Below are 26,018 nucleotides of genomic sequence, written 5' to 3'. Positions count from 1 at the left end.
CAGGCCATCCTCACCCTGCACCTGACCTGCTCAAACTGAGGTTGGAAAACGCTCAGTGTCGCCCTGGTCGAAACCGCCATCGAGCGACGATCCGGCCAACCTAGTACGGCTGCGTGCCGTGGACCGCAACCAACTGCCGTACCGCTTGGCGCCGGTTCGCGCTGTCGCAACAACTCGCCCTCTGCAGCCTATAGTTACGGTGCCCTCAGTCGGGAACCAGCAGCGCCGCCTACGCCGCGGCGATTGACTGCCTGGGCGAAGCACCCGCCGCGAGCGCCCCATGGAACGGCGCGTCGCCGTCCGGCCAAGCTGGTCATTCGCGCTGCTACCCCCGCGGCCGAGCCTGCGCCAGGCGTGCGCAGAGGGCCGCAGGCAAGGACCGCCGGTGCGGTTACGTTCGGCTCCCAGGCAGTCACAGTTTCACCCGGGAGCACCGAAGACCAATCTCGGCAACCACTCACCGTGACGATCGATCGACGCTTCGGTGCCGCGTTCTCGGTCAAATTTGGACGTGACCGAAAACGGGCACCGCCCAATTGCCGTCCTCTGCCGGCTGAAGTTACCGTTCTTCGCGGTCAGTAATGCTGGCGATTTAACTGGCCAGACAGTCTGTGTCTTTGCTCTTGGGAAAGGGGTGCAACATGGGAAAGTACGAGTTCCAGAATGGACGTCTACTGGAGGCAGCGAATGAACAGTTCGGGAACGTGAAGCCGGGCTTCTGCGAGGTAACGGACGCGCCGGTGCTGGTGACCGCTGTCGTTGTCCCCGCAGTCGTTGTGGCGGTTCAGGGAAGCGTTACGACCGCCGCTTGCTAGTGCACGTCGTCGACTGCTGAGCTGATCCGCTTTCTTGTATCAGGGGCAGGTGCTCGTCGGTGAGCTGGGTGCCTGCCCCTGCCATCCTTATGGCAGGGGGCAAGCGTGACAGACCCGTCCACCTATGTGCAGCGTACACTCAGAATGTCCGCCGTTGGCCAGTTGATCAACGCCGTCGAGTCGATCCGTTCAATCAAGCAGTACCGTTCGGACGGCATCATGCGAGGCCGCGCGACGGCCAACCGGACGAGTTTCCTTCCGCTTCCCGTGAGAAGATTCCTTGATTCCACGGGCGGGATCACAGCCATTCACGTGGTGAATGCTGCCGCTCCAGTACTGACTCTACTCGGTGGCAGGAAAAGCAACATAGCCGCCTCCGCTCTCTCGCTACTGGTCAACAAATCGTTCGAGACGCGCAACCCGTATGGCCGGGACGGATCGGATCAGCTGCAAGGTGTTATCAACGGATACCGATTGGCCACCGCGCTGATCCCTGACGCCAAGCGCTCCGACGACCTGTTCCTGCGGGCACTCAACGCCCAGCTGTGCCTCTCCTACCTGGCTTCGGGCCTGGCGAAGCTTGTTTCAAGCGACTGGCGTTCTGGGCGGGCCATGGAACTGATCATGCGCACGAACACCTATGGCAATACTTCATTCGCCCGCTTTATCATTTCCCATCCAGATATCGGCCGGCTGATCTCCTGGGCCACCATCGCGGGTGAGGTTGCCTACCCGGTCGTATATGTGGCCGATCCGCGTATCGCTCGGCATGGCCTGACTCTGGCGAAGCTATTCCATCTCGTCGTCGCATACACAATGGGGCTACCGCGCTTCTTCTGGACCTTCGGGGCCACCCACCCCTCAGCGCACTACGTCATCGGGCAGAGGACAGAGAATGCGTCTTGAGAGCATGGTCGGTTCCGCGCTCGCCGGCGCGCTCACCGTCAGCACCTTCGTCGCCGCCACTAGGAGGCAGGAAGAGGCGCGCCGCCGCCGAGCTCCAGGCGGTACCAGCGTACTGGCCGACAGAATCGGAGGCGAGATCGAGTACGTGCTGTCCGGGCCACCCCCGGCGGGCGGCTGTCCGGTCATCGTCTGCGAGAACGGACTAGGCTCTCCGTTGGAATCCTGGGACTGGATCGTCCAGGAACTCCAGGAGGAGTTCACACTACTGCGCTACCACCGTAGAGGCTATGCCCGGACCAGCAGTGTGCATCGCCCTGCTGCACTCATCGAATCTCTGCTCGAGGGACTATTCGGCTCCGTCCCCGTTCTCTGCTTCGTCTCGCACTCGATTGGATCGCTGGTGACGGCGAACGTGCTGCATGAATCGCCTCGGCTGAGGCAGCGCACTAAGGCGGTATTCACAATCGACGGGACGGATGCGACGCTGTTAGAGACTGCCCGTAATTCTCCGGAAGGCCTCGGTCGCTATCGCCAGATGTCCATTCAGGAAGGGTTAGCTTCGGTCACCGGACTCTCCTGGTGGACTGTGAATAAGATGGCGATCGACGTCAACTATCGAGCGAGGGTGCAGGAGAGCTACCTAGTTGAGGCATCACATCCGCGCACACTTTTCGTCGCGCACCGCGAGTATCTGAATGAGCCGCTTATTGGCCAGGAGGCTCTCGCCTCGTATGAATTTGACCGCCATGTCATAGCCGCTGGCGACAACGTGACACAGCAGCGGGAACTTGCGAAGCGGACTGCTGCGGATTTTTCGTTCATCGAGAAGAGTAATCACCGGTCAATCATCGGGAAGATTACTTTTGCCCGGACTGTCGCGCGAACCGTGAGGGATGCGCTCAAGTGAGGCTTGATCGAGCCATTTATGCCGTCGTCGCAGCCGGTATGGCTGCGCATGTGACGCTCACTGCACTGGAAAACACCCCTGATGCCAAGGTTCGCTTCAGCACCCGATCGAAATTACTTGCCCGCCTTCCGCAGTGGAGATTCTTCGCCCCAAATCCAGGAATCGACAATATTCACCTGATGTACCGGACAAGAACTGGTGGGGTATGGAGTGAATGGGCTGAGATTCCGTACAGTAACTCCCTGCGGTGGTACTCGCTGGTGTGGAACCCGGCGAGCCGGGCACCCAAGGTACTGTTTGATACCGTGGAGTCGCTGCGTGTCATGGCTGGGCTCGGAGCATCGTACGAATGGACGACCCAGACCTCAGCTTACCGACTCATTGAGGACGTGATCAGGGATATGTGCCTGAAAGACTATAAGGGTGCCGAGTATTTTCAGTTTATGGTGCTCACGACAAGGCCGGGCGACACTCACTCGGTCATGCAACCGGTCGTCGTCTCGCGGGAGGGCGCTTTGGCCCGCTCGACTGATACGGCGTGAGCCTCACTGATAGGAACGTGGAATCCCCGTTCCTACTCCAAGCGTACGGCCTGTGCAAGTCGTTCCGCGATGATGTGGTATTCGAGAACCTCGATTTGGAGATCGGCGACGGTGACATCGTCGCCGTGGTCGGCCCGAACGGCGCAGGTAAATCCACACTGTTGGAGTGTCTGGCCGGGGCTACACCGCTTAACGCGGGTTCCATCACTCTCGCAGGCAGGGTCTCCGAACCGTCGTCGGCCGCGCACTGGCGGTCGGTGTTCGGCGTGCTGGACGACTTCACCTGGCTCCCGGATCTTACTGTCACCGACCACCTGCTCTTGATGTCGCCGGAGAATGACGCGGACCATGTGGTCCGGGCCTTGACGCGCTTCGCTGTCGCCGGTATTCGAGATCGGTTACCGGAGTCGCTGAGCGCCGGTCAGCTACAGCGCGCAGCTCTGGCGACCGCATTGGTGCGTCCCTGGGAGGTGTTGCTGCTCGACGAGCCGGAACGGCACTTGGACGCCGCAGGCATCGATTGCCTCGCTGAAGAGTTAAACGTCATGGCGACGCGCGGTCGCTGCGTGCTGGTCTCGACGCACTCTTCTGAACTCCTGGCCCAGCTCGGTTGCCGCTCTTTCAGCCTGGCGGGGAGGGACTTAGCATGAGGCCGCAGTCCTGGGCCGCCCTGTATGAGCTCGCGCTCATGGTGGGCTTGACAGCGATGCTGCTTTTCGCGGTCGGCAACAGTCTCCTACCGGATGTGCTCAACCAGGCAGAGCGACGAGGTTACTCGGCTGATTGGTTCGCCGTGGCGCTGCTTCTGTTCACCCTGGGGCTGTGGGTGCGGTTCTGGTACTTTGCGGGGCCACTGGCTGTTTCGGCAGGCAGGCTCCAGTGGTTTATGTGGCAGCGGGACCCACGAGGTTGGTTGCGGCGGGAGGCAGTCAAGGCCTACCTCATCGGTGGGGGCCTTGCGACCGTGCTGGCCGTACTCAGCGCTTTGGTGATGGCAGCTGGGGACGGCCCCTACCTCGCCCTGGCGGTTGCCGTCTGGGGTTTGCTCCAGCTCTTTCTGGTGCTCGCCGTGCAGCTGCAACGCCGCGACCTTGACGCGGTGGCGCGGCTACTCCCTTTCATCCTCTGCTCGCTCGGCGTCGTGTTGGCCGTGGGCGAAGCCTGGAACGGTCCTGTCTCGGCACTTACTGGTGTATGCCTATTGAGTTGCCTAGCGGTCGCGCGACGCGGGATCTTGACCCTGCCGGGGACGCGGACTGAACTGACACCACGTTGGCAGCTGTACCGCGGTGCGCGCGGCAGATGGTCGCTGGGCGCGGGAGCCACCATGCTCGACCATGAGGTCGTCCGAGTGATGCGGCACCGCGAGGCCAAGGTCACCAGGGAGCCGTTGCCAGCCTTCGTCTACCGCCTCCGGTGGCCCCTCGGCCTCGCTGGAGCCGTCCTGGCACGCAACCTCCGAGCCGTCATCCCGACCATCGGTCTCATGTTCCCGCTGATCTTCGCGCTCCACCGGTTACTCGGCCCGTTGCCAGCCCTGTTACTCACGGCACTGCTGGAGCTAACCGTGACGGTGACGATGGTCCGAAGTTCCGAAGAGTGGCTGCGTTCAAACGCGCTGTCCCGGATCTGGGGCACCGGGGGGTCGCGCGTCCCGGTGGCTTTGGCGCTGCCGGGTGTGGCTGTCTCCTTGGCGATCGCTGCCGCGGTCTCCCTCGCACTGGGATTTCCGCCGCTGGCGGCACTAGTCCTCCTCGTGCTACCGGGCGCAATCATTGCGCGGCGCCACTCGGCGCGCGGTGGCTCGACTGAATTCGGCATCCTCGCGACACCGCTCGGCGCCGTTCCCTTGAACACAGTGAACCGAGTAATCGCCGGGCCGGACATGGCGCTGCTGTGCCTGTGGATCGCGAGCTGGGTGATGTAGAGAAGGAGCGAGAATGAGTGATACCACGGCGGTCCCGTCATTCGACCACCGGGCTGTAATGGGTGACTGGGTAGCAGCTTTTGATTGCGCGTTGTCTACAGGTGACACCCGTGCGGTCGCAGGACTCCTCGGGGCCGACCCATGGTGGAGGGATCTGTACGCGCTGCGCTGGGATATCTCTACCCTGCGCGGAGCAGTGGACATCTGCGAGTTTCTCGACGAGCGACTCGCGGCATCCGGCTTTCGCGAGGTGCGACTTGACGATCGGCATGCCGTGAGCTTCCCGGAGGAGACCTATATCGAAGCCGTGATCAATTTCACCACTCGGGTGGGAACCCGGAGCGGTGTTGTCCGGTTGTTGTCTGACAAGAGTGGCGCCTGGCGAGCGTGGACCATCTCGACCTCCCTCCAGGAGCTCACCGACCGCCCCTTTCAGCAGGTCAAGATCTCCGATATTGAGCAAGACGCCGCCACCGCATCGGCCATGTCCGCAGAGGGAGAGGCTCGCCACGCAGCTGGCGGATCACGTGGGCGGGCCCAAGCAGACGACTTGAACCCCAGCGTGCTGATCATCGGTGCCGGCCATTGCGGGCTTTTTCTGGCTGCGCACCTCAAGCGCCTGGGCATCACGACACTTCTCGTGGACCGCAATAAACAAGTTGGGGACAACTGGCGGCACCGCTACCACGGGCTCGTCTTGCACGAGCCCAAGTGGTCGGCGCAGTTCCCGTACATGAGCTTTCCCGAGACTTGGCCCCTACTGCCCAATAAGGACATGATCGCGGATTGGATGGAGGCCTATGCCCGGTTTCTCGACTTGCGCGTGTGGACCGCGGCGGAGGTTACGGAGGCGGTATACGACACGGTATCCGGCTCCTGGACCGTGGTGGTCGACCGGGGTAGACAGCGCTGCGTGCTGTCCACGAAGCAGTTGGTCTTCGCGACCGGCAACCATGGAGTGCCGCAGCTACCGGACATCGCGGGGGCGGCGGACTTCACGGGCACCATGACGCACTCTTCCGAGCATCAAGGGGGTCCCTCGCTCAGGGGCTTGGACGTGGTTGTTGTCGGAAGCGGATCAAGCGCTCTGGACGTAGCCCAGGACGCGTGCGATCAGGGCGCGCACGTGACGTTGGTGCAGCGGGGTCCCACGCATGTGGTGTCCCAACGGGCCGCGATACCCGCCTTCCACGGCGCCTACTACGGTGAGTCCGGACCATCCATTGAGGAAGCGGACTTGATGGCCACCTCAATGCCGACCCGGCTCACCTTCGAGCTGATTCCCCATCTGACGCGTTCACTCGCGGAAGCCGATAGCGAATTGCTCTTCGGGCTGGAGGAAGCCGGTTTCGCGACCACACTCGGCCCGGACGACTTGGGAATCATGTATATGACTTTCGTGCGTGCTGGAGGATACTACCTTGACAGAGGAGGGGCGCAGCTCATCATCGGCGGGCGCATCGCCGTGCGCCGAGCACAGATCGAGCGGTTAACGGCCACTGAGGTTGTATTCGAGGACGGTATGCGCGTCCACGCCGACATGGTTGTCTGCTGTACGGGATACACCAATATGCGCGACGCCGCACGGCCGATCCTGGGTGACGAGGTAACCGAGCGGTTAGCCACAGTATGGGGGCTCGACGACAGCGGCGAACTACGAACTGCCTTCCGGCATTGTGGGCACGACCGGCTGTGGTTTCTTGCCGGTGGCTTTCGGGATGCCCGTATTTACAGCCGGTACGTGGCGTTGGCGATCACTGCCGTGGAGGCCGGCATTGTGGATTCGGCCAGCCTGGCGGCTGCGAGCGCCACCACCGTGAAGGGGTGAGCACGGCCGCGCACCAACCTCGGGCGGTGGCAGCCGGTGGCGCACCCGACTCGGTTACGTGCCGCTTTCGGCAGTTGTGACCGCTCCACTGATCACCGCTTCCGCGGTGTCCAGCGCAGCCGCGAGGTTTGCGTAGGCCCGGGGGCGCGTGCCGGGACCGGGAGACCCCGACCAAGATCTTCTCCCAGGTTTCTCCCAAACGATCAGCGGAGACACAGGAAGAGTCCGACCCACACTGCGGATCGGACCCCTGACCTGCTATCTCTCTGTCGGGGTGGCGGGATTTGAACCCACGACCTCTTCGTCCCGAACGAAGCGCGCTGCCAAGCTGCGCCACACCCCGGTGCAGCGTTCAACACTGTAGCCGACCCCCGCGTGTACGGGAAATCAGGTTTCTCGCGCGGTCAGGGTCAGGAGCGTGGCCTCGGGGGGGCAGGCGAAGCGGACCGGGGTGTAGCGGTTCGTCCCGCAGCCCGCCGAGACGTGGAGGTAGCTGCGGTGGGACGGGGTCTCGTGGGTCGAGAGGCCCTTCACGCGCTCCGTGTCGATGTCGCAGTTGGTGACCAGCGCGCCGTAGAAGGGGACGCACAGCTGGCCGCCGTGGGTGTGGCCCGCCAGGATCAGGGGGTAGCCGTCGGCCGTGAACGCGTCGAGCACCCGCAGGTACGGGGCGTGCACCACGGCGAGGGAGAGGTCGGCGTCCCGGGCCGGGCCGCCCGCGACCTCGTCGTAGCGGTCGCGGCGGATGTGGGGGTCGTCGAGCCCCGTGAGGGCGATCTCGGTGCCCGCGGCCTTCACGTGGCCGCGGGCGTTGCTGAGGTTGGCCCAGCCCGCCTGGTCGAACGCGTCCCGCAGCTCCCACCAGGGGTTGCGCGGAACGTTGTGCGCGGGCGCGTTGCCGTTGAGGCCGTAGCGCCCCGAGGCGCGTTCCACCAGGTAACGCGCCGGGTTACGCAGGCGGGGCGCGTAGTAGTCGTTCGAGCCGAAGACATACGCCCCTGGGAACTCCATCAGCGGCTCGAGCGCGTCGATCGTCTCCGGGACGGCCTCGGGGTCGGAGAGGTTGTCGCCGGTGTTGATCACCAGGTCGGGGCGGAGCCCGGCGAGGGAGCGCAGCCACCGCTGCTTCTTGCGCTGGCCAGAGACCATGTGGATGTCCGACACGTGCAGCAGCCGCAACGGCCCCGCCCCCGGGGGCAGGACCGGGACGCTCACCCGGCGCAGCCGGAACGAGCGGGCCTCGAATCCCGCGGCATAGGCCACGGTCGCCGCGGTGAGGGCGGTGGCGGTGAGGGCGGCGTTGAGGGGGATGCGGTAACGGGCGCGCATGGGGCCATCGTTTCAGATGGGCGGTGCCGCACAATGGGGGGCATGACCACGTTCAAGTCCCAGCTCCAACACGATCTGACGGCCGCCATCAAGCAGCGCGACGAGCTGCGTTCCGCGACGCTGCGGATGACCCTGGCCGCGATCACGACCGAGGAGGTCGCGGGGAAGTCGGCCCGTGAGCTGTCGGACGAGGAGGTGCGGAAGGTGATCACCCGCGAGGCCAAGAAGCGACGCGAGGCGGCCGAGGCGTTCGACAAGGGCGGGCGCCCCGAGCAGGCCGCGCGGGAGCGGGCCGAGGGCCAGGTGCTCGCGGAGTACCTGCCCGCGCAGCTCACCGACGAGGAGCTGGACGCGCTGGTCGCCAGGACGTTGGCGGGGATCGGCGGGACGCCGAACATGGGCGCCGTGATGAAGGCCGTCACCCCCGAGGTCGCGGGCCGGGCCGAGGGCGGCCGGGTCGCGGCCGCCGTCAAGAAGGCCCTGGCGGGCGGCTGATCGCGCGGGGCGCTCCCCGCGGGGGTGGCGCAACGCGCTGGCGGGGCAGGTATCCGTCATGGCGAAGTCGTCGTTGGCGCGCCCGGGCCCGATGAGCCCCGCGCGCCCCCGACTGGTGCGGCCGGTGAGCGCGGCCCTGCTCGCCCTGCTGGTCCTCGCGCCGTCCGCCGCCTGCGCCCTGGCCGAAGGGGGCCCTTCGACCGGGGAGTTGCGGGCGCGGGCCACATCGGCGGCCACGGAGGAGGACCGCGCGGGCGCGGAGCGCCGGGTGCGGGACGAGATCGCGCGGGTGGCCCAGCGCCTGCCGGGGCTGCGCCCCTACGGCGTGGTGACCACGGACAGCTGTGTGCGCGGCCCCGGATACGACTGGAAGGCGCAGGGGGATTCGGGCCGGGAGATGACCTGCTCGGTGAACGCCACCGCCTACTACGGGTGGGACGAGGACATTCCCGCGCTGCTCGACGCGGTCGCCGCCGCGTTCCCCGAGCGCGCGGAGGCGGCGGCCAGGGAGGCGCGGGTGTGGGAGCGGCTCCTGGCGAACGGCGGCCCCTCTGCGCCGTCCCTGGTCACGGGCCTGGCGTGGGACATCCCCGGGGAGGGGCTGGCGGAGCCACGCCCCTGCCCCGAGGAGTCGGACCACATGGTCTATGCGCGCTGTTCGGTGGAGCCCGCCTCAGGGCCCGTGCCGCTCGACGAGATCCGGCGCGCCCACCGCCTGGTGGTCACCTGGTCGGAGGGCGCCGGGTATCTGGCGGTGGGCGGGCCCGACGCGACGGGGTGAGGGCCGGGCGGCCCTCACCCCTCCACAGCCCTGCAGCGGCCCTACAGCCCCATGCCGCTCATCGTGCGCTCGAGGGAGTCGGCGTAGAGCGCGGCGCCCCCGCGTTTGGGGTGGAACGACTGCGCCGACAGGCCGCGTTCGCCGATGAGCGGCCAGTCCACGAGCGGGTCGTCGCTCTCGGTGGTGTCCGTCACGATGCCGTGCACCTGCTCGGGGTCGCCGCACACGGACATGCCCTGGAAGTCCTGGCGTGGATCGGAGAAGTAGGCGTCCACGCCGCGGGCCCTGGCGTCGGTGACCGCGCTGTTCATCTCGTCCGCCAGCACACCGGCGAGGTCGTTGAGCCAGTTCGCGGACTCCGCGCGCAGCCCGATCCAGCCGAAGAACGTGCGCAGGCAGGAGCCGCTCGACGAGAACAGCTCGGGGTATCCCATCAGCACGATCTTGGCGTTGGGCGCCTGCTCGTGGATGCGGTCGAGCGTCGCGAGGACGTCCACGCGCACCACCTCGTGCAGCAGCGCGGGAAGTGCCTCGCGCATCGGCAGGCCCTGGTAGGGCCCGTCGCGCCCGTCGCCCCACTCCTCGTCGATGAGCGGGTCGCTGCTCTCGAACGCCTCTCCCGAGCAGCCGCTCACCCCGATCTCCAGCAGGCACTCCTGCACGACGTGCGAGAACCTGGCGTCGTTGCCGCCGATGGAGACGGTCACCAGGGAGGTGTGCTGGTCCAGATAGCCCTGGTCGAGCTGGGGCAGCTCGCCGCCGTTGTCCTGCGTGTACCGGTGCATGTTGTAGGTGCGCGCCCCCGAGCAGGCCGTGAGGTGGTAGTCCATGTCCGGGTGCAGGCCGTCGTCCATCGCGCCGATGGACTGGGAGAACCCCGGTGCCCTGGCCTGCCTCGACCAGGTCTCGGTGGAGCGGTGGCACGCGTTGCGGGTCGAACCGTCGCTCGCGCCGCGGTAGTTGGTCTCCGGGTAGTAGTGCTCGTTCCCGTCGGACGCGCCCTCGCCCGATGAGTACGAGTCGCCCATCGCGACGATCTGGTGGCGCGGCTGGTCCGGCAGCGGCTGGAACGCGACGGCGTCCCAGGCGATGTCCTCCGAGCCGTTCCCGTCCTCCGTGTAGTTGTCGAGCGAGACGGCGGGGGTGCCGGTGAAGCGGAACGCGCCCAGGCTCACCCAGCGGTTCTCGCGCGTGCGCTGGGGTACGACGCGGCGCGGGCTGGTGGAGTCGGTGCCGTGCACCTCGTAGCTGGCCTGGCGGGTGTGCGCGCCGTGGTCGGGGATGTGGACCAGCACGCGGGCCCAGCCGTCGATGGGCTGGTCCAGGGTCCAGGTGCCCTTCATGTACAGGCGCTCGTCGTCTTCGCGGGTGTGCGTGAACCAGAAGTGGTTGCCGTACGCCGCCCCGATCTGGTGAAGGTCGATCTTGCCGGGATAGGTGGCGTTCCACTGGGTGAACGCGAACGAGAAGCGCCCCGCCGACTGGACGGGGCCGCAGGAGTGGCCCGCCGATCCCGCGGGGTAGACCCCGTCGGGGACGTCGTCGACGACGAGCGTGCCGCTCGGGAGGCCGTCGCCGCACCGGGGCGGGTAGGAGGAGTTCTGGTCGGGCTGCTCGGGAAATGTCTCGTTGAACCGGTGCACGGCGTAGCCGCACGTCGCCGCCGCCCCACAGTCCTTCCACCGCGCCGCCTGGTTCCACCAGCAGTGCAGCTCGAAGCCCGGGGTGAACTCGCCGCAGGCGCCGAGGCCGGGCTCGTTGTCGTCGCCGTCGCCGATGAGGCCGGGGTCGCAGTCGTTGGACTCGTCGCAGAAGAGCGCGATCGGGGGCTTGGCCGCGGTGCGGTACTGGTTCGAGTTCCACCAGGAGGCGCGGTAGCCCTCGGCGAACTCGCCCGGCGCGGTCATGGCCGACAGCGGGCGTGCGGCCCAGCCGATGACCTTCTCCGGGTAGGGCCAGTCCTGCGGGTGCGCGGCGTGCGCGTAGTCGTCCCTGCCCTGGGCGTCCTCGAGGAACGGCGTGCGGTTCGCCTTCCACAGCGGGTTCGCGGGGTTGTTCGTCCAGCCGACGCCCCAGTGGCCGCCGTGCTCGCCCGCTGAACTCTCCGGGTAGAAGCCGGAGTTGTAGGCCCACAGGGCGAAGAACCAGTTCTCGATCCAGCGGGGGTCGCCGTCGTTGACGACGAGTCCCGCCGACATCGTCTGGTTCCACTTGTCGGCGAGGATGTCGGCCCCGGCCGCTATGTTGGCCGTGTAGTCGAGCGCCACGGCCTCCTGCTGCCGCTGTGTCAGGGCGGTCTCGCCCGGCTTCTCCCGCCCTGCCATGCGCATGCCGTCCGTGACCTGGGTGATGCCGTAGCCGCAGTCGGCGTCCGCCCAGTTGATGGCCCAGGGGTCGGTCTGCTCGCCGTCGGGGGCGTACTCGACGCCGTAGTAGTTGCCGATGAGCGGGTTCGCGGTCAGGCCCGGCACGGCGTACCTGGTCGCCTGCCACATGTTGGACTCCTGCGCGGTGATCCCGAGCATGATCTGCGCGGGGATGTGCCACTCGTCCTCGGAGTCCGGCTCGTAGGCGCCCGTCGGGTCGCCGTGCAGCACGCTCAGCGGGAACAGGCTCTGCGGCCGGTAGGCGGCCATGCCGGTGCCCTTCCAGTCGGCGCCCCGCGACACATGCCGGTCGAGGCCGCCCACGACGGCCTGGTCGACGGCCCACTCGACCTGGCGGGGAGTGGGCTGGAACGCCTGCTTGTTGACATCGCCGCGCGGCACCGAGCAGGAGCGCTCGTCGTCCACGGGGTCGGAGGGGGAGGCCGCGGCGGCGTCCGCGCCCTCGGGCGCCGCGCCGGGGGCCAGGGCCGGGGAGGGCGTGGTGCCCTGGCCGAGCCGGTCCGCGTCGAGGGGCTCGGCGGCGGGCGCCGCCTCGAGAACGGTCGAACGCCGGGTGTCGAGCGCGGTGATCTCCGCGCGCACCAGCCGGGCCGACACCGACTCCTCGGGGGTGATTCGCGCGTCCCTGCCGTCCGCCCAGCGCGCGCGCACGGCCGCCTCGCCCCGGGTGCTGACCCGCGCGTCCTTGGGCAGCGTGCCCGGGTTGCTCACCACGTCGGGCAGCGCGCCCTCGGTGTCGGCGGCTCCGGTGACGACGACGGTGCCGTCCGCGGCGCGGGCGAGGTCGAACGCCGTCAGCTCGCCGGTCGCCAACTCCTCTGGCGGGATCTCGGCGTTGGGCCGGTCCACCAGGTCGGGGCCCACCCGGGCGACGGCGGCGCGCTCGACGCCGTCCCCTTCGGGGCCCGTGCGCTCGATGAAGACGAAGCCTCCGTCGGCGTCGGCCGCGATCTGGAACGGGACGCCGCGCGTGCGGGCGAGCCTGGTCCGCTCGCCCTCGGCGTCGATGCGCACGAGGTTCGCGCCGCTGGCCGCGACGACGCCGTCCCCGTGAGGAACGGCCGACGTCACCTGCCCGGCCAGGGTCAACGGCTCGCCCAGGGCGCCGTCCGCCGCGTCGATCCCGACCAGGCGCGTGGCGTTCCGCTCGGAGGCGTCGTCGGAGAACTGGGAGACCACCGCGGTCTCGCCCGCGCCGCAGCCGGGCGAGAAGTGGGCGAGGGAGGAGAGCACGGGAAGCTTGGTCACCTCGCCGCTCGTCAGGTCCACGATGGCGGTGAACGCGCCCCTGGTCATCAGCTTCGGCTCGTTGGTGAAGGTTCGGGGCGCGTACACCACGACCGCGCGCTGCCCCGAGGCGGTCACACACGCGTTGCCGATCCAGGCGTCGGCCTCGAAGCCGGGCTCGGACAGCGACGCGGCGGTGCGCCAGGCGTATCCCCGGCTCTCCTCGGCCACGAGCACATGGAAGCCGGTGCCATCGCCCGAGGTCGTCCACAGCAGGTCGTCCGACTCCCGCCAGCCCCCGCCCAGCAGGCGGTCGCGTTCGGACGGCGGAACGGCGTCGGGCGCGGGGACCTCATCGGGGCTGTTGGCCTCGGGCTCCCGCTGGGCCGCCGCGGCGGGTGACGCCGTGGCGGGTGACGCCGTGGCGCCCTCCTGCGCCCGCGCTGGCCCGGTGGGCGCCAGCAGGACCAGCGCCGACAGCGCGGCCGTGGCGACGGCGGCGCGTCGCCTGAGGAGTCTTCGCATCGTCTTTTCCCATTCCCTCACATCGATGTGTCGTGCGGCGCCCGCTGGGTTTTTCGCGGGGTGGCGCCCTGTCGCTCGGCCGAATGTGCCGGTCGGGCCGCCGCAAGGGCGGCAAAGGTGCGGGAAAGGACCGGCGCACGGCACATGAGAAGCCTCTGGCGGGACGGTTTCTCGGCGGGAGTTCGTCCGGGCCAGAGGCTTCACATGAAAAGAGGAGTCCGCGTGCTTCGGCCTATGCCGGAAAGGTGAGCGGAAAGGCGGATCGGAGACGTGCGCGGGAGGCTTTTCTCCGTGGCGTGGTGATCACCACCAGGCGGTGCAGTAGGTGTTCCCGCCGGTCGCGGCGCAGGCCCGCATCTGGTAGCCGGTGCCGCTCCCCGCGCCCGGGGGGTTGTAGTACATCGGGGTCCAGGAGTAGTGCGCGTTGCCCGTGTCCTTGGCCGTGTAGCCGGACGGGCCTGGGATGCTCGTCCAGCCGAGGGACTCGGTGCCCTGCGTCACGCCGCCCACGATGTAGCGCCGCTGCGCCCAGAACGACGCGCTGCCCGAGGCGCCGTACCAGCGCAGCCGCGTCCAGGAGTACTGGCGCCCGTCGTAGGTGCCGTACCTGAGCTGGATGGTCCCGATCGGGGTGGGGCCGTCGGCGATCGCCGCCTGCGCGGGCCCCGAGGAGAAGTTGAGCCCGTTGGGGTTCCTGCCGTCGTGCGTCCAGAGGGGGGACACATCGGCCGGAACGCCATCGGTCGGGACCACGGCGGGTGCGGCGGACGACGACGGGGCGGTCAGCAGGCCGGTGGAGACGCACAGCACGGAAAGGAAATTGAATACGAGCAGCGGTCTTTTGCGCGACGCTCTCGGGGACTTCACGATCGCCTCTTCTCGTCACATGACCCAAAGGTCATTCACACGATTTCCGCGATCAAGCGTCCTCGGTGTCCGTAGACACGTCAACGCCATTGTTCCTGGCCTTGTTCGGCGTTGTATCTGGTATGTACGCCGACGATATGTCGGTGCATTTTCCCCGGCCCCGGCCCGGCCGTTCAGTCGAAGAAGCCGCCCGGGCCGTTGCCGTTGCCGCCGTTGCCGTTGCCGCCCAGCAGGTCGCCCCACGCGTTGCCCTCGTCGGGCGGCCCGTTGTCGCCGTTGTCGCCCTCGTCGCCGTTCCCGCTGTCGTTGTCGCCACCGGGGCGGTCGTCGTCGTCGCGGTCGTCGTCGCGGTCGTCGGGGCGGCTCGGGCGGTCGTCGCCGCGGGGGACGTCCACGTCGTTGAACGCCGTGCCCGGGACCCCCTGGAGGGCTCCGGACATCGCCTGCCGCCAGATGGGGCCCGCCACGCTGCCGCCGCCCGCCGTCTCGTAGAACTGCCCCGCGATGGTGATGTCCACCATCTGCTGGCGTTCGTTCTCGTTGCCCACGTGGACGGCCGTGGCGATCTCGGGGGTGTACCCGGCGAACCAGACGTCCTGCCGGTCGTTGGTCGTGCCGGTCTTGCCCGCGCTCTCGCGGACGAGCCTGGCGGGCGCGCCGGTGCCGTTCTCGACGACGTTGACGAGCATCTGGTTGACCGTGTCGGCGGTGCGCTGCGACATCACCTGCTGGCAGTCGGACTCGGGAACGGTCAGCTCCTCGCCGTTCGAGTCGGTGACGGCCGTGATGGCGACGGGCTCGCAGTAGGTGCCGCGGTTGGCGAACGTGGCGTAGGCGTTGGCGATCTGGAGGGGGGCGACCGTCTCGCTGCCCAGGGTCAGGGAGGCGACGGCGTCGAGCGGCTCGTTGTCGCCGCGCTCAATCCCCAGGGCGGCGGCCATCTCCAGGGTCTCGCACAGGCCGACCTGGCGTTCGAGCTCGACGAAGTACGTGTTGACGGAGTCGGCGAGGGCCTCGGTCATGTCCCAGGTGCCCCGCAGCTCCTCCCGCTCGTTCGCCAGCTCGTACTCCGTCTCGCCCGAGCCGTCGCTCAGGGGGCGGTTCTCGCAGTCGCGGAAGTCGGCCAGCGGAACGGTCAGCTCGTTGCCGGTGGTGTACTCCTGGGCCGGGGAGATGCCGTCCTCCAGGGCCGCGGCCGCGGTGATCGGCTTGAACGTCGAGCCGGGCTGGAAGCCGTAGTTGGAGCCGCCCATCTCCTGCGAGACGTTGAGGTTGATCGTGGTCTGGAACTGCTCGGGGTCGTTGCCGTAGGGGCGGCTCTGGGCCATCGACAGGATATGGCCCGTGCCGGGCTCGACCTGGACGACGGTGGCGGACACCGAGTCCTCGGGGAGCGCGCCGTCCTTGGCCGCCGCGGCGGCGGCCTGCTGGGCCCGCGGGTCGAGCGTCGTGGTGATCGTGAGGCCGCCGAGCGCCCACAGGGCCTGGCGGTCCTCCCTCGTCTCGCCGAAGACGGGGCTGCTCAGGAACTCGCGCTCGACGTAGTCGCAGAAGAACTGGGCGTCGTTGACGGCGGTGATGCAGCCGTTCCGCGGCTCGCTGACGTTCAGGCCGAGGTCGCGCTCCATGGCCTCGTCGGCCTCGGCCTGGGTGATGTCGCCAGTGTCGACCATGGCCTGGAGCACGGTGTTCCGGCGCTGGATGGCGGCCTGGTCGTCCACGGTCGGGTCGTACTGGCTCGGGGACTGCACCAGACCGGCGAGCAGCGCCGACTCGTGCAGGTCGAGCTCGGCGGCGGACTTCGAGAAGTACCGCTGGGACGCGGCCTCCACGCCGTACGCCTGCTGGCCGAAGTACGTGATGTTCAGGTAGTTCTCCAGGATCTCGTCCTTGGTGAGCTCCTGCTCCAGCTGTATCGCGTACTTGATCTCCTGGATCTTGCGGCCGAGGCCCGCGGCGCCGGTCTGCGTGATGGCCTCGGCGATCGCCTCGGCGTCGTCGCCCGCGGCCTCGACGAACACGTTCTTCACATACTGCTGCGTGAGCGTGGAGGCGCCCTGCTCGACGCTGCCCGACTCGACGTTCTGCGTCAGGGCGCGCACGATGCCGCGGAGGTCGACGGCGCCGTGCTCGTAGAAGCGGGCGTCCTCGATGGCGACGATCGCCTGCGTCAGCGTGTCGGCCATGTCGTCGAGCGGTACGACCGTGCGATTGCGGTTGTACACGTCGGCGATCTTCTCGCCGTTGGCGTCCAGGATGGTGGTCCGCTGGCTGAGCGGGGGGCGCTCCATCATGGCGGGGATCTCGTCGAACCCTTCCATCGTGCCGCGGGCCGCGAGGCCGAGGGCGCCGACCGCAGGCAGGGCGATCCCCGCGAGCACCGCGCCGGAGAGCACGCTGACCCCGAGGAACTTGGCCGTCTGCTGGAAGGTGGTCAGACCGCCACCGGGACGCTTCCTACTCATGGCGCAAGCCTACGTTCTCAAAAGCCGGACAGGGGTCCATCTGTTCGCCTAAGCTACTCACGGTTCACACAATGACCCCCGCGTCAAGCGAGCCATCACCCATAGGGGTGAGTTGGCGAAGGCGGTGTGCCGCCGACCAGCGGAACGTTTACCTGCGTCGGCCCCGCTTCACTCGTGAGGGTGGCTTCGCGCTTCCCATAGTCCGATCGGGCCATTCAAGATTAGACCCCCTGGGGGTGTTGTGCGGTGCCAGCCTTCCGTAACGTCCTCAACTGGCAAGGGTGAATATGCCACTTGCCGCCGTGGGGGAGCCTCGATTCGGGAGAGGACGGCACCGGCATGAGCTGGGTTACCGACTGGAGTGCGCAGGCCGCCTGCCGCACGACGGATCCGGATGAACTGTTCGTACAAGGGGCTGCTCAGAACAGGGCCAAAGCGGTCTGCACCGGCTGTCCGGTGCGCACGGAGTGCCTCGCCGACGCCCTGGACAACCGCGTGGAGTTCGGCGTCTGGGGAGGCATGACGGAGCGCGAGCGGCGCGCGTTGCTGCGTCGGCGCCCGACTGTCACCTCCTGGCGCCGCCTGCTTGAGACCGCGCGCACGGAGTACGAGCAGGGCACACGCCCGCTCGCCGCGCGCTCCGGCGAGCGGGAGGACCACCGGGACTACGAGGGTGGCGAGCGCTACGAGAGGTACGACGACTACGAGCGGGGTTACGAGCGGGACTTCGAGCGATACGAGGGCTTCGGGGACTTCCCCGGCTACGCGAACGTCGGCTGATCCCCCCGGCCGCCGAGCCGCTCGCCAATGGCGCGCAGCCCTGCCAGGTCGTGCACGTCGCCGGGCAGGGCGGGCACCTCCACCACGGGCACCTCGGGGTGGAGTGCGGTGAAGCGCGCCCGCGTGCGCTCCTCGCGCGCGAGCTGGCGCATGCGCTCCGCGTGCACGCGCAGCAGCGCCGCCGCGAGGCGGTCGGACGCGTCGTCGCCGGTCTCGGCCGAGGCGTCGTCGCCCCCTGGGGCCGCCGGGGAGTGGTCTTCGGGAGAGCGGCGGCCGCTTCGAGAGGCATCATCCCCAGCCGGATGATCCACAATTCCGTTTGACGCAAGATTCTTTGCGTCGAGCACCTCGGCGGCCGCAAGGGCGCGTTCCGCGCTGAGCCGTGAGGCGGCGGACGTGCCCACGCGGTTGAGCACGAGCCCGGCGAGCGGCATGCGGTCGGCCTTGAGGCGGTCGACGAAGTACGCGGCCTCGCGCAGCGCGTCGCGCTCGGGCGCGGCCACCACGAGGAACGCCGTGCCGCCCGCCTGGAGCAGCCGGTAGGTCGCGTCGGCCCGCGCCCTGAAGCCGCCGAACATCGTGTCCATCGCGGCCACGAAGGTCTGCACATCACGCAGCAGCGCCGTGCCGAGCACCTTGCCGAGCGTGCCGGTGAACAGCGAGAGTCCGGCCATCCCCAGGCTCATCACCTTGCGCCCCGCGCGCCCGCCCGCCTTGGCCGGGCCCATCAGGACCCTGATGAAGCGCCCGTCGAGGAACGAGCCGAGCCGCTGCGGGGCGTCAAGGAAGTCGAGCGCCGAGCGGCTCGGCGGGGTGTCCACCACGATGAGGTCCCACGCGCCGCGGGCGGCGAGCTGGCCCAGCTTCTCCATCGCCATGTACTCCTGGGTGCCCGCGAATCCGGCGGAGAGCGACTGGTAGAAGGGGTTGTCCAGGATCGCGCGGGCGCGCGCCGGGTCGCTGTGCGCCTCGACGATCTCGTCGAACGTGCGCTTCATGTCGAGCATCATGGCGAACAGCTCGCCCCCCGCCGACCGGTCGGCGCCCGGCACGGGGCGCGGGACGTTGTCGAGCTCGGTCAGGCCCATCGACTGGGCGAGCCGCCGCGCCGGGTCGATCGTCAGCACCACGGCGCGCCGTCCACGTTCGGCCGCGCGCAGGCCGAGCGCCGCGGCCGTGGTCGTCTTGCCCACGCCGCCCGAGCCGCAGCACACGACGATGCGGACCGAGGGGTCGTCGAGCAGCGCGTCGACCGCGAGCGCGGGCGCCCGTTCCGTCTCGCGCGCCCTCTCGTTCACCGCGTCGTTCATCAGCCCTTCCCTCACGCGCCCCCCGCCCAGTCGAACTCCCGCAGGCGGCGCGCCAGTCGGTACAGGCCCGCCAGGTCCACGCCCTCGCCAAGCAGCGGCAGCTCGCGCAGCGGTCGGCCGAGCCCGGCCAGCTCGGCGCGCTGGGCACGTTCGAGCGCGAGCCGCCGCGCGTACGCGTGGCCCTGGGCGAGCAGGGGCCCGGCCAGCCGCGTGGCGCCCCTGAGCCCGGCGCGGCCGAGCGCGGCGGCCAGCCCCGGGGCGCGCCCTGGCAGCGGGACGTCCAGGCTCTCGGCGGCGCGCACCATGTTCACCACCACGGCGCCCACGGGCAGCTCGGCGGCGCGCAGCTCGGCGACCCCGTCGGCCGTCTCCTGCACGGGCATCTCCTCGAGCAGCGTGACCAGGTGCACGGCGGTCTCGGGCGAGGTCAACACGCGCATCACGGCCTGCGCCTGGTGGTGGATGGGGCCCACCCTGGCCAGGCCAGCGACCTCGTGGTTGACGCCGAGGAAGCGCGCGACGCGGCCGGTCGGCGGGGCGTCGAGGATCACCGCGTCGTACGCCCAGCCCGTGCCGTCCCTGCCGTCCCTGCCGTCCCTGCCGTCTTCGCCGTCCCTGCTGTCCCTGCTGTCCCTGCCGTCCCTGCCGTCCTTGCTGTCCCTGCCGTCCTTGCTGTCCCTGCCGCGCCGCCTGACCGCCTCGCAGACCTTGCCGGTCAGCAGGACGTCGCGCAGACCCGGGGCGACCGTGGTGGCGAAGTCGATCGCGCCGATCCTGCGCAGGGCGCGGCCCGCGCCGCCGAGCTTGTAGAACATCTGGAGGTAGTCCAGCAGCGCCTGTTCGGCGTCGATCGCGAGCGCGAACACCTCGCCGCCGCCGGGGCCGATGGCGATCCGGCGCTCGGCGTAGGGAAGCACCTCGGTCTCGAAGAGCTGGGCGATCCCCTGGCGGCCCTCGACCTCGACGAGCAGGGTGCGCCTGCCCTCGTCGGCGAGCGCGAGCGCGAGGGCGGCGGCGACGGTCGTCTTGCCCGTGCCGCCCTTGCCGCTGACCACATGGAGCCGGGTGGCGGGCCCGGTGCCCGGATTGCCGGAAGCGCTCACGGTGGCGAGCCTAGGCGAAGGCCGCCGCGGTGTCAGAGGCCGGGACCGGTGTCAGAGGCCGGGACTAGAGTGAAGGCCATGAAGAAGTGGGAATACGTGACCGTGCCGCTGCTGGTGCACGCCACCAAGCAGATTCTGGACAACTGGGGCGATGACGGCTGGGAGTTGGTCCAGGTCATCCCCGGTCCGAATCCCGAGCAGCTGGTGGCGTACTTCAAGCGTGAGAAGCAGCAGTCATGAGTGGCGGGGGCGAAGGGGGCGGCCAGGGGTCCGTCGAGGCGCGGCTGGCCGAGCTTGGGCTCGCGCTGCCCGATGTGGCGCCGCCGGTGGCTGCCTATGTGCCCGCGGTGGTGACCGGGCCCTATGTGTACACCTCGGGGCAGGTGCCGCTGGTCGGCGGCGAGCTGCGGGGGGCGGGGAAGGTGGGGGCCGAGGTCAGCCCCGAGGAGGCGAAGGAGCTGGCGCGGATCTGCGCGCTGAACGCCCTGGCCGCCGTCAAGTCCGTTGCGGGCAGCCTCGATCGGGTGGCCCGCGTGGTGAAGGTCGTGGGCTTTGTGGCGTCCGCGCCCTCCTTCACCGGCCAGCCCCAGGTGATCAACGGCGCGAGTGAGCTGCTGGGCCATGTCTTCGGCGAGCGAGGGCGGCACGCGCGCAGCGCGGTGGGCGTCGCCGTGCTGCCGCTCGACGCGCCAGTCGAGGTCGAGATGCAGGTGGAGCTGTCCGATGGCTGAGCCGCCGCCGGAGCGTGCGGCCGAGAGGTCGGGCGAGGCCGGGGTCGCCATGCCCGACTGGGAGCGGCGCTTCAGGGCGCCGCGGGTCTCGCTGCCCGGCTGGGCGCGGGACGCCCCCGAGCGCTCGCTGTTCGTCTCCAACGCCACCGGCACGTTCGAGCTGTACGCGTGGGACCGGACCACAGGGCGGCAGCGGCAGGCCACCGACCGGCCGAACGGCACGGTGGACGGCACGCTCTCGCCCGACGGGGCGTGGCTGTGGTGGTTCGCGGACCACGACGGGGACGAGTTCGGCGTGTGGATGCGGCAGCCGTTCGCCGGGGGCGAGGACGAGACGGCGGTGCCGGGGCTCGCGCCCTCGTTCCCCGCGGGTCTCGCGCTCGGCAGGGACGGCACGGCGGTCGTCGGGCGGATGACCGAGGAGGACGGCACGACGCTCCATGTGGCGCGTCCGGGGGCCGAGCCGGTCGAGATCTACCGCCACCGGCAGTCGGCCGGGGTGGGCGATCTGTCGCACGACGGCTCGCTGTTGGCGATCGAGCACACGGAGCACGGCGACGCGATGCACTCGGCGGTGCGGGTGACGCGCCTCGACGGCACGGCGGTCGCCGAGCTCGACGACACGCGCGGTGGCACCGAGGAGCTGGGCCTTTCGGTGCTGGGGTTCGCGCCGGTCGGCGGGGACGCACGGCTGCTGATCGGCCATCAGCGGCGCGGCCATTGGGAGCCGATGATCTGGGATCCGCTGACCGGTGAGCAGACCGAGCTGCCCACCGAGTTGCCGGGCGACATCCACGCGAGCTGGCTGCCCGACGCCTCGGGCCTGTTGCTCGAGCACAGCCACCACGCGCGCGACGAGCTGTGGCGCTACGACCTGGCGGCCGGGGAGCTGAGCCTGGTCGAGACGCCGCCAGGCACGATCTCGGGGGCCACGGGGCGCCCCGAAGGCACGGTCGAGTACCTGTGGTCGTCGGCCGCCGAGCCGCCGCGGGTGGTCTCGACCGCGGGCGGCACGGTGCTCGATCCCCCGGGGCCCCGGGCGCCGCGTTCGCTGCCCGTCACGGATGTGTGGGTCGACGGGCCCGGCGGCCGGGTGCACGCGCTGGTGCAGCGGCCCGAGGTCGGCGAGGGGCCCTTCCCCACGGTGTTCGACATCCACGGCGGGCCGACGGCGCACGACAGCGACGCGTTCACGGCCGGGCCCGCGGCGTGGCTCGACCACGGCTTCGCCGTCGTCCGGGTCAACTACCGGGGCTCCACCGGGTATGGCCGCGCCTGGACGGACGCGCTCAAGCACCGGGTCGGGCTGATCGAGCTCGAGGACATCGCGGCGGTGCGCGCGTGGGCCGTCGCCTCCGGTCTCGCCGATCCCGAGCGCCTGGTGCTGACCGGTGGCTCGTGGGGCGGCTATCTGACGCTGCTCGGGATCGGGACGCAGCCCGACGCCTGGGCGGTCGGGGTCGCCGCGGTGCCCGTCGCGGACTATGTGGCGGCGTACGAGGACGAGATGGAGGCGCTCAAGGCGCTCGACCGCACGCTGCTCGGCGGCTCGCCGGACGAGGTGCCCGAGCGGTTCGAGGCGTCGTCGCCGATCACCTATGTCGACCGGGTGCGCGCCCCGGTGTACATCTCGGCCGGGCTGAACGACCCGAGGTGCCCGATCCGCCAGATCGAGAACTATGTGTCGAGGCTGGCCGAGCGCGGCGTGGCACACGAGGTGTACCGGTACGAGGCCGGGCACGGCTCGCTCGTGGTCGAGGAGCGGATCAAGCAGGTGGCGCAGGAGATCCGGTTCGCGCGGGAGCACCTTCCCGGTCCGGCGCCGACGCCTGAGCCGGTGGCCCGCTGAGGCCGCTGGGCGTCGTCCCGGGGGCGGCGGGCGCGCCGCGTGCGCCGGGGCGTTCGTCGGGGTGTGCGCCGGGGCGTTCGTCAGGGTGGAGGCCGAGCTCCGCGTCGCGCTGGGTCTCGACCTCCCTCCTGAACAGGCGGTACCACATGAAGACCGCGAACGCCGCGAAGACGAACCACTCGGCGGTGTAGCCGAGGTTCTGGAAGGCGTCCATGTCGAGGCCCGTGCCGGTGGGGGCCTCGGCGGGCACGGGCGTCAACGGCGCCTCGGTGTCCCGCACGGTGATCCAGACGTCGGCGACCGGGTAGGGCAGGACGTTGATGAGCGAGGCGGCCGAGATCACGCCGAGCTGGCCCTCGGGCAGCGCGGTGGTCGGCGCGGTGATCTCGCTCGGCGACTCGGGGGCCTGCAACGCGCCGCTGGCCGTCGCCTCGCCCTCGGGCGGCGCGGGCACCGCGGACGCGTCGGCGGCGCCGGGTAGCCAGCCGCGGACCACGGGCACCGCGGGGCCCCCGTCGGCCGGGCGCAGCGGGGTCAGCACATAGAAGCCGCGGTCGCCGTCGAGCGTCCGCTCGGGGACGAGGAGCTGGTGCTCGGCGTCGAACGTCCCGGTGATCTCGGCCTGCCGCCCCACGGTCTCCGTCGTCAGCGGCATCAGCTCGTCGAACGGCCGCGCCTCACCGGTGTCCTCGGCCAGCTCCCGCTGCTCACGGTGCGAGTCCACCTGGTCCTCGAAGCGGCCGAGCTGCCAGGTCCCCGCGATGACGCACACGGGGATCGACAGCACCACGAAGACGTTGATCGCCCACCAGCGGGGGGTCAGCAGGAACCGGTACACGCCCCCCACGGTACGTCCCGCGCGGGGCCGTCAGAGCGTCGGGGCTTCCAGAACGCCCGTGCGGTAGACGGTGCCGGAGCAGTCGCCGGTGAGCCGGATCTGGGCCGCGGCGGGCTCGCCCGCCGCGGGGGTGTACCGCAGGACGACGCCGTCGTCCTCCTCACCGTCGCCTCCGCCGTTCCCGTCGCCTCCGTCGTTCCCGTTCCCGTTGCTGCCACCGGTGCCGCCGCCGCTGCCGGTGCCGCCGCCGCTGCCGTTCCCGTTGTCGCCACCGGTGCCGCCGCTCCCGCCGCTGGGGTCGCTCGGGCTGGGCTCGTCGTCCGGGCCGCTCGCGTCGGGGGGGCTGGTGCCCGCGGTGGTGCCGGGCGACTGCTCTCCGCTGCCGCCCGGGCTGCTCGACGGGTCGCCCTCGCCGACGCCCCCCGCGCCGCCGCCGTCGGACGGGGCCGACGACGGGGCGTTCGAGGCCGACCGCGAGGACAGCGGGGCGGCCGACTCGCTGGGCGGCGGGTCGGTGGGCGCCTCGGTCTCGCCCGGCCCGTCGACCGAGCAGCTGCCCCCGGCCGAGCCGGTCGGTACCCAGGCGAACCGCACCTCGTACGCCTCGCCCGCGGGCAGCACCAGCTCGTCATAGGTCTCGTCGGGGGTGGGCAGGCCGGTCGCGCGGTCGCCCTCCGTGCGGTCGACGATCTGGATGTCCGCCGTGCCGTCGGCGCCGAACGGCAGCGCGGCGAGCTCGCCGTTCCCGGTGACGAGACAGGGGGCGTCCGACACGTTGGCCAGCCGGATCAGGCCATAGATTCGGCCTTGGGCGTCCGGTGGCTCGAGGGCCGTGGTGATCTCGCCGAGCTGGTCGCGGCGGCACGTCGGCGACGAGACGCCCATGGTCTCGTCGGAGTCGGGCGACGGGGCCTGGAAGTGCCCGTCGAACGCGCCCGAAGGCGGCGTTCCCTGGGTGGAGCCGCCCTCGGGAAAAAATCCGGGGCCTTCGCCCGTCGGGCGGCCGCCGTCGGAGGGGTTGAGGCCGAGGGAGCCGCCGTCGCCCAGGCCGCGCTCGCCGCCGTCCACCGAGTGCTCGGCCCCGGCCTCGAGCGAACCGCCGCCGCCGCGGCCGACGTTGGCCGCCGCCGACATCACCAGCGGCGCGCCGATGCCGAGCAGCGCCACGGACGCCGCGGTGCCGAGCAGCAGATGGCGCCTGCGCCGCTGGCGCGCGGGGATGGCCTCGTGCAGCTGGTCGAGCGCGTCGGGGGGCGGCTCGATGTCCTCCACGGCCGCGCGCAGCAGGCGGCGCAGCTCCTCCTCATCGTCAAACGGGCCAGGGGCGCCCGACGTGCCCGGCGCGCCCGACGTGCCCGGCTCACGCGCGCCGCCAGGCGGCCGCGAGGTCTCGCGCGGCTCATCGCCGCGGCCACGCCCCTCCCGCCGACGCCGGAGCTCCTCCCGGTCGTCGCCTCCGCTCATCGGGCCGCCTCCATCGCCACGCGCAGCGCCGCGATGCCGCGCGAACCGTACGCCTTGACGGAACCCGCCGAGATCCCCAGGGTCTTGGCGACCTCGGCCTCGGTCATGTCGACGAAGTACCGCAGCACCAGCACCTCGCGCTGGCGGCGCTGGAGCCCGCGCATCGCCTTGATCAGGTCGGCGCGCTCCAGCTGCTCGTACGCGCCCTCTTCCGCGCTCGCCATGTCGGGCAGCGGCTTGGAGAGCAGCTTGAGGCCGAGGATGCGGCGGCGCAGGGTGGAACGGCTGAGGTTGACCACCGTCTGACGCAGATAGGCGAGGGTCTTCTCCTGGTCGCGCACACGGTTGCGCGCGGAGTGGACACGGATGAACGCCTCCTGCACCACATCCTCGCAGGACGCGGTGTCGTCCAGGAGCAGGGCGGCCAGGCCGAGCAGCGAACGGTAGTGGGCGCGGTAGGTCTCGGTGAGGAAGTCGATCGTGGTCCCGGCCGCGACCTCACTCATCGCGTCGTCCGCCGCGTCCTCGCCCTGGGCGGGGATACGGGTCGGCCGGGAGGCCGGCAGAGGAGCGGTCACGGGCGCGCTCCCGGCCAGGCGTCGCGGGTGTGCTGCGGGAAAGCCGAAGACCTCTGCAACCTCTGCCACGCCAGTTGGACACGCTCTCCCCCGCGAAGGTTGTACGGCGTGGGCGAGCTGTCGGTATCAGAGGTGTCCGGTCTCATAACCCACCGCCCGCCGTGAAGGTCCCGCTCGGTCCGCGCCCCTGGCCGTTCCGCCCGTTCCGGCGCACCAAAGACACACCCCGCACCGCGGTTGGCTGGCAAAGCGGTGCGGGGACTTGAAATGGTCCCCCGGCCCCTCGTCCGGGAGCAAGCCATCCGGGCCTACGACTTGGTCACGAGAGCTTCACATCTGACCGTTGCCGGCCACCTTGCGGCGC

21 protein-coding genes and 1 tRNA gene are annotated in these 26,018 nt (G+C 69.9%); 12 read left to right on the top strand and 10 right to left on the bottom strand.

All coding sequences use genetic code 11. The features are described 5' to 3' along the window. Window positions 1–920: 920 nt before the first annotated feature. The 6 genes from DEH69_RS32000 to DEH69_RS10470 are packed head-to-tail and all read left to right on the top strand — an operon-like array spanning window position 921 to window position 6,925. Entirely contained in the window at window positions 921–1,721 is an 801-nt protein-coding gene (locus DEH69_RS32000; protein WP_220131218.1) for a hypothetical protein, read from the top strand. Next, window positions 1,711–2,628, top strand: a complete 918-nt coding sequence (locus DEH69_RS10490; RefSeq protein ID WP_113686667.1) for an alpha/beta fold hydrolase — start codon at window positions 1,711–1,713, stop codon at window positions 2,626–2,628. The genes DEH69_RS32000 and DEH69_RS10490 overlap by 11 nt, the downstream gene beginning before the upstream one ends. After that, window positions 2,625–3,170 (top strand): hypothetical protein, encoded by a 546-nt coding sequence (locus DEH69_RS30960; RefSeq protein ID WP_147255511.1) that lies wholly within the window; start codon window positions 2,625–2,627, stop codon window positions 3,168–3,170. The genes DEH69_RS10490 and DEH69_RS30960 overlap by 4 nt, the downstream gene beginning before the upstream one ends. 17 nt (window positions 3,171–3,187) lie before the next feature. Beyond that, window positions 3,188–3,820, top strand: coding sequence for an ABC transporter ATP-binding protein (locus tag DEH69_RS10480; RefSeq protein WP_181727359.1), 633 nt, complete (start codon window positions 3,188–3,190; stop codon window positions 3,818–3,820). Then, window positions 3,817–5,097 carry a hypothetical protein gene (locus tag DEH69_RS10475; protein ID WP_113686664.1) on the top strand — a complete coding sequence of 427 codons (1,281 nt, stop codon included), beginning with the start codon at window positions 3,817–3,819 and terminating at the stop codon, window positions 5,095–5,097. The genes DEH69_RS10480 and DEH69_RS10475 overlap by 4 nt, the downstream gene beginning before the upstream one ends. Window positions 5,098–5,110: 13 nt before the next feature. After that, the gene (locus DEH69_RS10470; RefSeq protein ID WP_113686663.1) at window positions 5,111–6,925 is read left to right on the top strand and encodes an NAD(P)/FAD-dependent oxidoreductase; all 1,815 of its coding nucleotides are present in this window, start codon (window positions 5,111–5,113) and stop codon (window positions 6,923–6,925) included. Window positions 6,926–7,194: 269 nt separating this feature from the next. Here DEH69_RS10470 and DEH69_RS10465 read toward each other — a convergent pair. Beyond that, window positions 7,195–7,268 (bottom strand) — tRNA-Pro (locus tag DEH69_RS10465). Between the two features lie 44 nt (window positions 7,269–7,312). Further along, window positions 7,313–8,254 carry a metallophosphoesterase gene (locus tag DEH69_RS10460; RefSeq protein ID WP_113686662.1) on the bottom strand — a complete coding sequence of 314 codons (942 nt, stop codon included), beginning with the start codon at window positions 8,252–8,254 and terminating at the stop codon, window positions 7,313–7,315. Window positions 8,255–8,296: 42 nt separating this feature from the next. Here DEH69_RS10460 and DEH69_RS10455 point away from each other — a divergent pair, with 42 nt between their 5' ends. Further along, entirely contained in the window at window positions 8,297–8,749 is a 453-nt protein-coding gene (locus DEH69_RS10455) for a GatB/YqeY domain-containing protein (protein WP_113686672.1), read from the top strand. A gap of 58 nt (window positions 8,750–8,807) precedes the next feature. Then, window positions 8,808–9,530: a hypothetical protein gene (locus tag DEH69_RS10450; RefSeq protein ID WP_147255509.1), complete on the top strand. Its 723-nt coding sequence runs from the start codon at window positions 8,808–8,810 to the stop codon at window positions 9,528–9,530. Between the two features lie 41 nt (window positions 9,531–9,571). On the opposite strand, the gene DEH69_RS10445 is transcribed toward DEH69_RS10450, so the two are convergent. The 3 genes from DEH69_RS10445 to DEH69_RS10435 all read right to left on the bottom strand — a co-directional run bounded on the left by DEH69_RS10445 (window position 9,572) and on the right by DEH69_RS10435 (window position 17,001). After that, window positions 9,572–13,669 carry a GDSL-type esterase/lipase family protein gene (locus DEH69_RS10445; RefSeq protein ID WP_113686660.1) on the bottom strand — a complete coding sequence of 1,366 codons (4,098 nt, stop codon included), beginning with the start codon at window positions 13,667–13,669 and terminating at the stop codon, window positions 9,572–9,574. Between the two features lie 303 nt (window positions 13,670–13,972). Then, window positions 13,973–14,536, bottom strand: a complete 564-nt coding sequence (locus DEH69_RS10440) for a hypothetical protein (protein WP_147255508.1) — start codon at window positions 14,534–14,536, stop codon at window positions 13,973–13,975. 173 nt (window positions 14,537–14,709) lie between these two features. Beyond that, window positions 14,710–17,001, bottom strand: coding sequence for a transglycosylase domain-containing protein (locus DEH69_RS10435; protein WP_113686658.1), 2,292 nt, complete (start codon window positions 16,999–17,001; stop codon window positions 14,710–14,712). Window positions 17,002–17,340: 339 nt separating this feature from the next. Here DEH69_RS10435 and DEH69_RS32525 point away from each other — a divergent pair, with 339 nt between their 5' ends. Continuing rightward, complete coding sequence (locus tag DEH69_RS32525) at window positions 17,341–17,781, top strand: WhiB family transcriptional regulator (protein WP_258534575.1); 441 nt, start codon at window positions 17,341–17,343, stop codon at window positions 17,779–17,781. On the opposite strand, the gene DEH69_RS10425 is transcribed toward DEH69_RS32525, so the two are convergent. Beyond that, window positions 17,763–19,091 carry an ArsA family ATPase gene (locus DEH69_RS10425; protein WP_113686657.1) on the bottom strand — a complete coding sequence of 443 codons (1,329 nt, stop codon included), beginning with the start codon at window positions 19,089–19,091 and terminating at the stop codon, window positions 17,763–17,765. The two genes, DEH69_RS32525 and DEH69_RS10425, sit on opposite strands and share 19 nt — an antisense overlap. A gap of 11 nt (window positions 19,092–19,102) precedes the next feature. Beyond that, complete coding sequence (locus DEH69_RS10420) at window positions 19,103–20,194, bottom strand: ArsA-related P-loop ATPase (RefSeq protein WP_113686656.1); 1,092 nt, start codon at window positions 20,192–20,194, stop codon at window positions 19,103–19,105. Window positions 20,195–20,272: 78 nt separating this feature from the next. On the opposite strand from DEH69_RS10420, the gene DEH69_RS10415 reads away from it, so the two are divergent. The 3 genes from DEH69_RS10415 to DEH69_RS10405 are packed head-to-tail and all read left to right on the top strand — an operon-like array spanning window position 20,273 to window position 22,774. After that, window positions 20,273–20,434, top strand: coding sequence for a DUF4177 domain-containing protein (locus DEH69_RS10415; protein ID WP_113686655.1), 162 nt, complete (start codon window positions 20,273–20,275; stop codon window positions 20,432–20,434). Beyond that, window positions 20,431–20,925 carry a RidA family protein gene (locus tag DEH69_RS10410; protein WP_113686654.1) on the top strand — a complete coding sequence of 165 codons (495 nt, stop codon included), beginning with the start codon at window positions 20,431–20,433 and terminating at the stop codon, window positions 20,923–20,925. Before DEH69_RS10415 ends, DEH69_RS10410 begins: the two co-directional genes overlap by 4 nt. Beyond that, on the top strand, window positions 20,918–22,774 hold the full coding sequence (locus DEH69_RS10405) for a prolyl oligopeptidase family serine peptidase (RefSeq protein WP_258534574.1): 1,857 nt from the start codon (window positions 20,918–20,920) through the stop codon (window positions 22,772–22,774). The genes DEH69_RS10410 and DEH69_RS10405 overlap by 8 nt, the downstream gene beginning before the upstream one ends. Here the strand turns inward: DEH69_RS10405 and DEH69_RS10400 are convergent. Genes DEH69_RS10400 through DEH69_RS10390 form a run of 3 tightly spaced genes read right to left on the bottom strand, consistent with a single transcriptional unit; the run spans window position 22,692 to window position 25,672 of the window. Beyond that, the gene (locus DEH69_RS10400; protein ID WP_181727358.1) at window positions 22,692–23,612 is read right to left on the bottom strand and encodes an SURF1 family protein; all 921 of its coding nucleotides are present in this window, start codon (window positions 23,610–23,612) and stop codon (window positions 22,692–22,694) included. The genes DEH69_RS10405 and DEH69_RS10400 overlap by 83 nt on opposite strands. Window positions 23,613–23,642: 30 nt before the next feature. Then, window positions 23,643–25,076 carry a DUF4232 domain-containing protein gene (locus tag DEH69_RS10395; RefSeq protein ID WP_113686652.1) on the bottom strand — a complete coding sequence of 478 codons (1,434 nt, stop codon included), beginning with the start codon at window positions 25,074–25,076 and terminating at the stop codon, window positions 23,643–23,645. After that, complete coding sequence (locus tag DEH69_RS10390) at window positions 25,073–25,672, bottom strand: SigE family RNA polymerase sigma factor (RefSeq protein WP_113686670.1); 600 nt, start codon at window positions 25,670–25,672, stop codon at window positions 25,073–25,075. Before DEH69_RS10390 ends, DEH69_RS10395 begins: the two co-directional genes overlap by 4 nt. Window positions 25,673–26,018 lie beyond the last annotated feature (346 nt).

The sequence above is a fragment of the Streptomyces sp. PT12 genome (genome assembly GCF_003311645.1).
Classification (GTDB): Bacteria; Actinomycetota; Actinomycetes; order Streptomycetales; family Streptomycetaceae; genus Streptomyces.
Note: the sequence above shows the minus strand (reverse complement) of the source record. Positions and strands in the feature narration are given on the sequence as shown.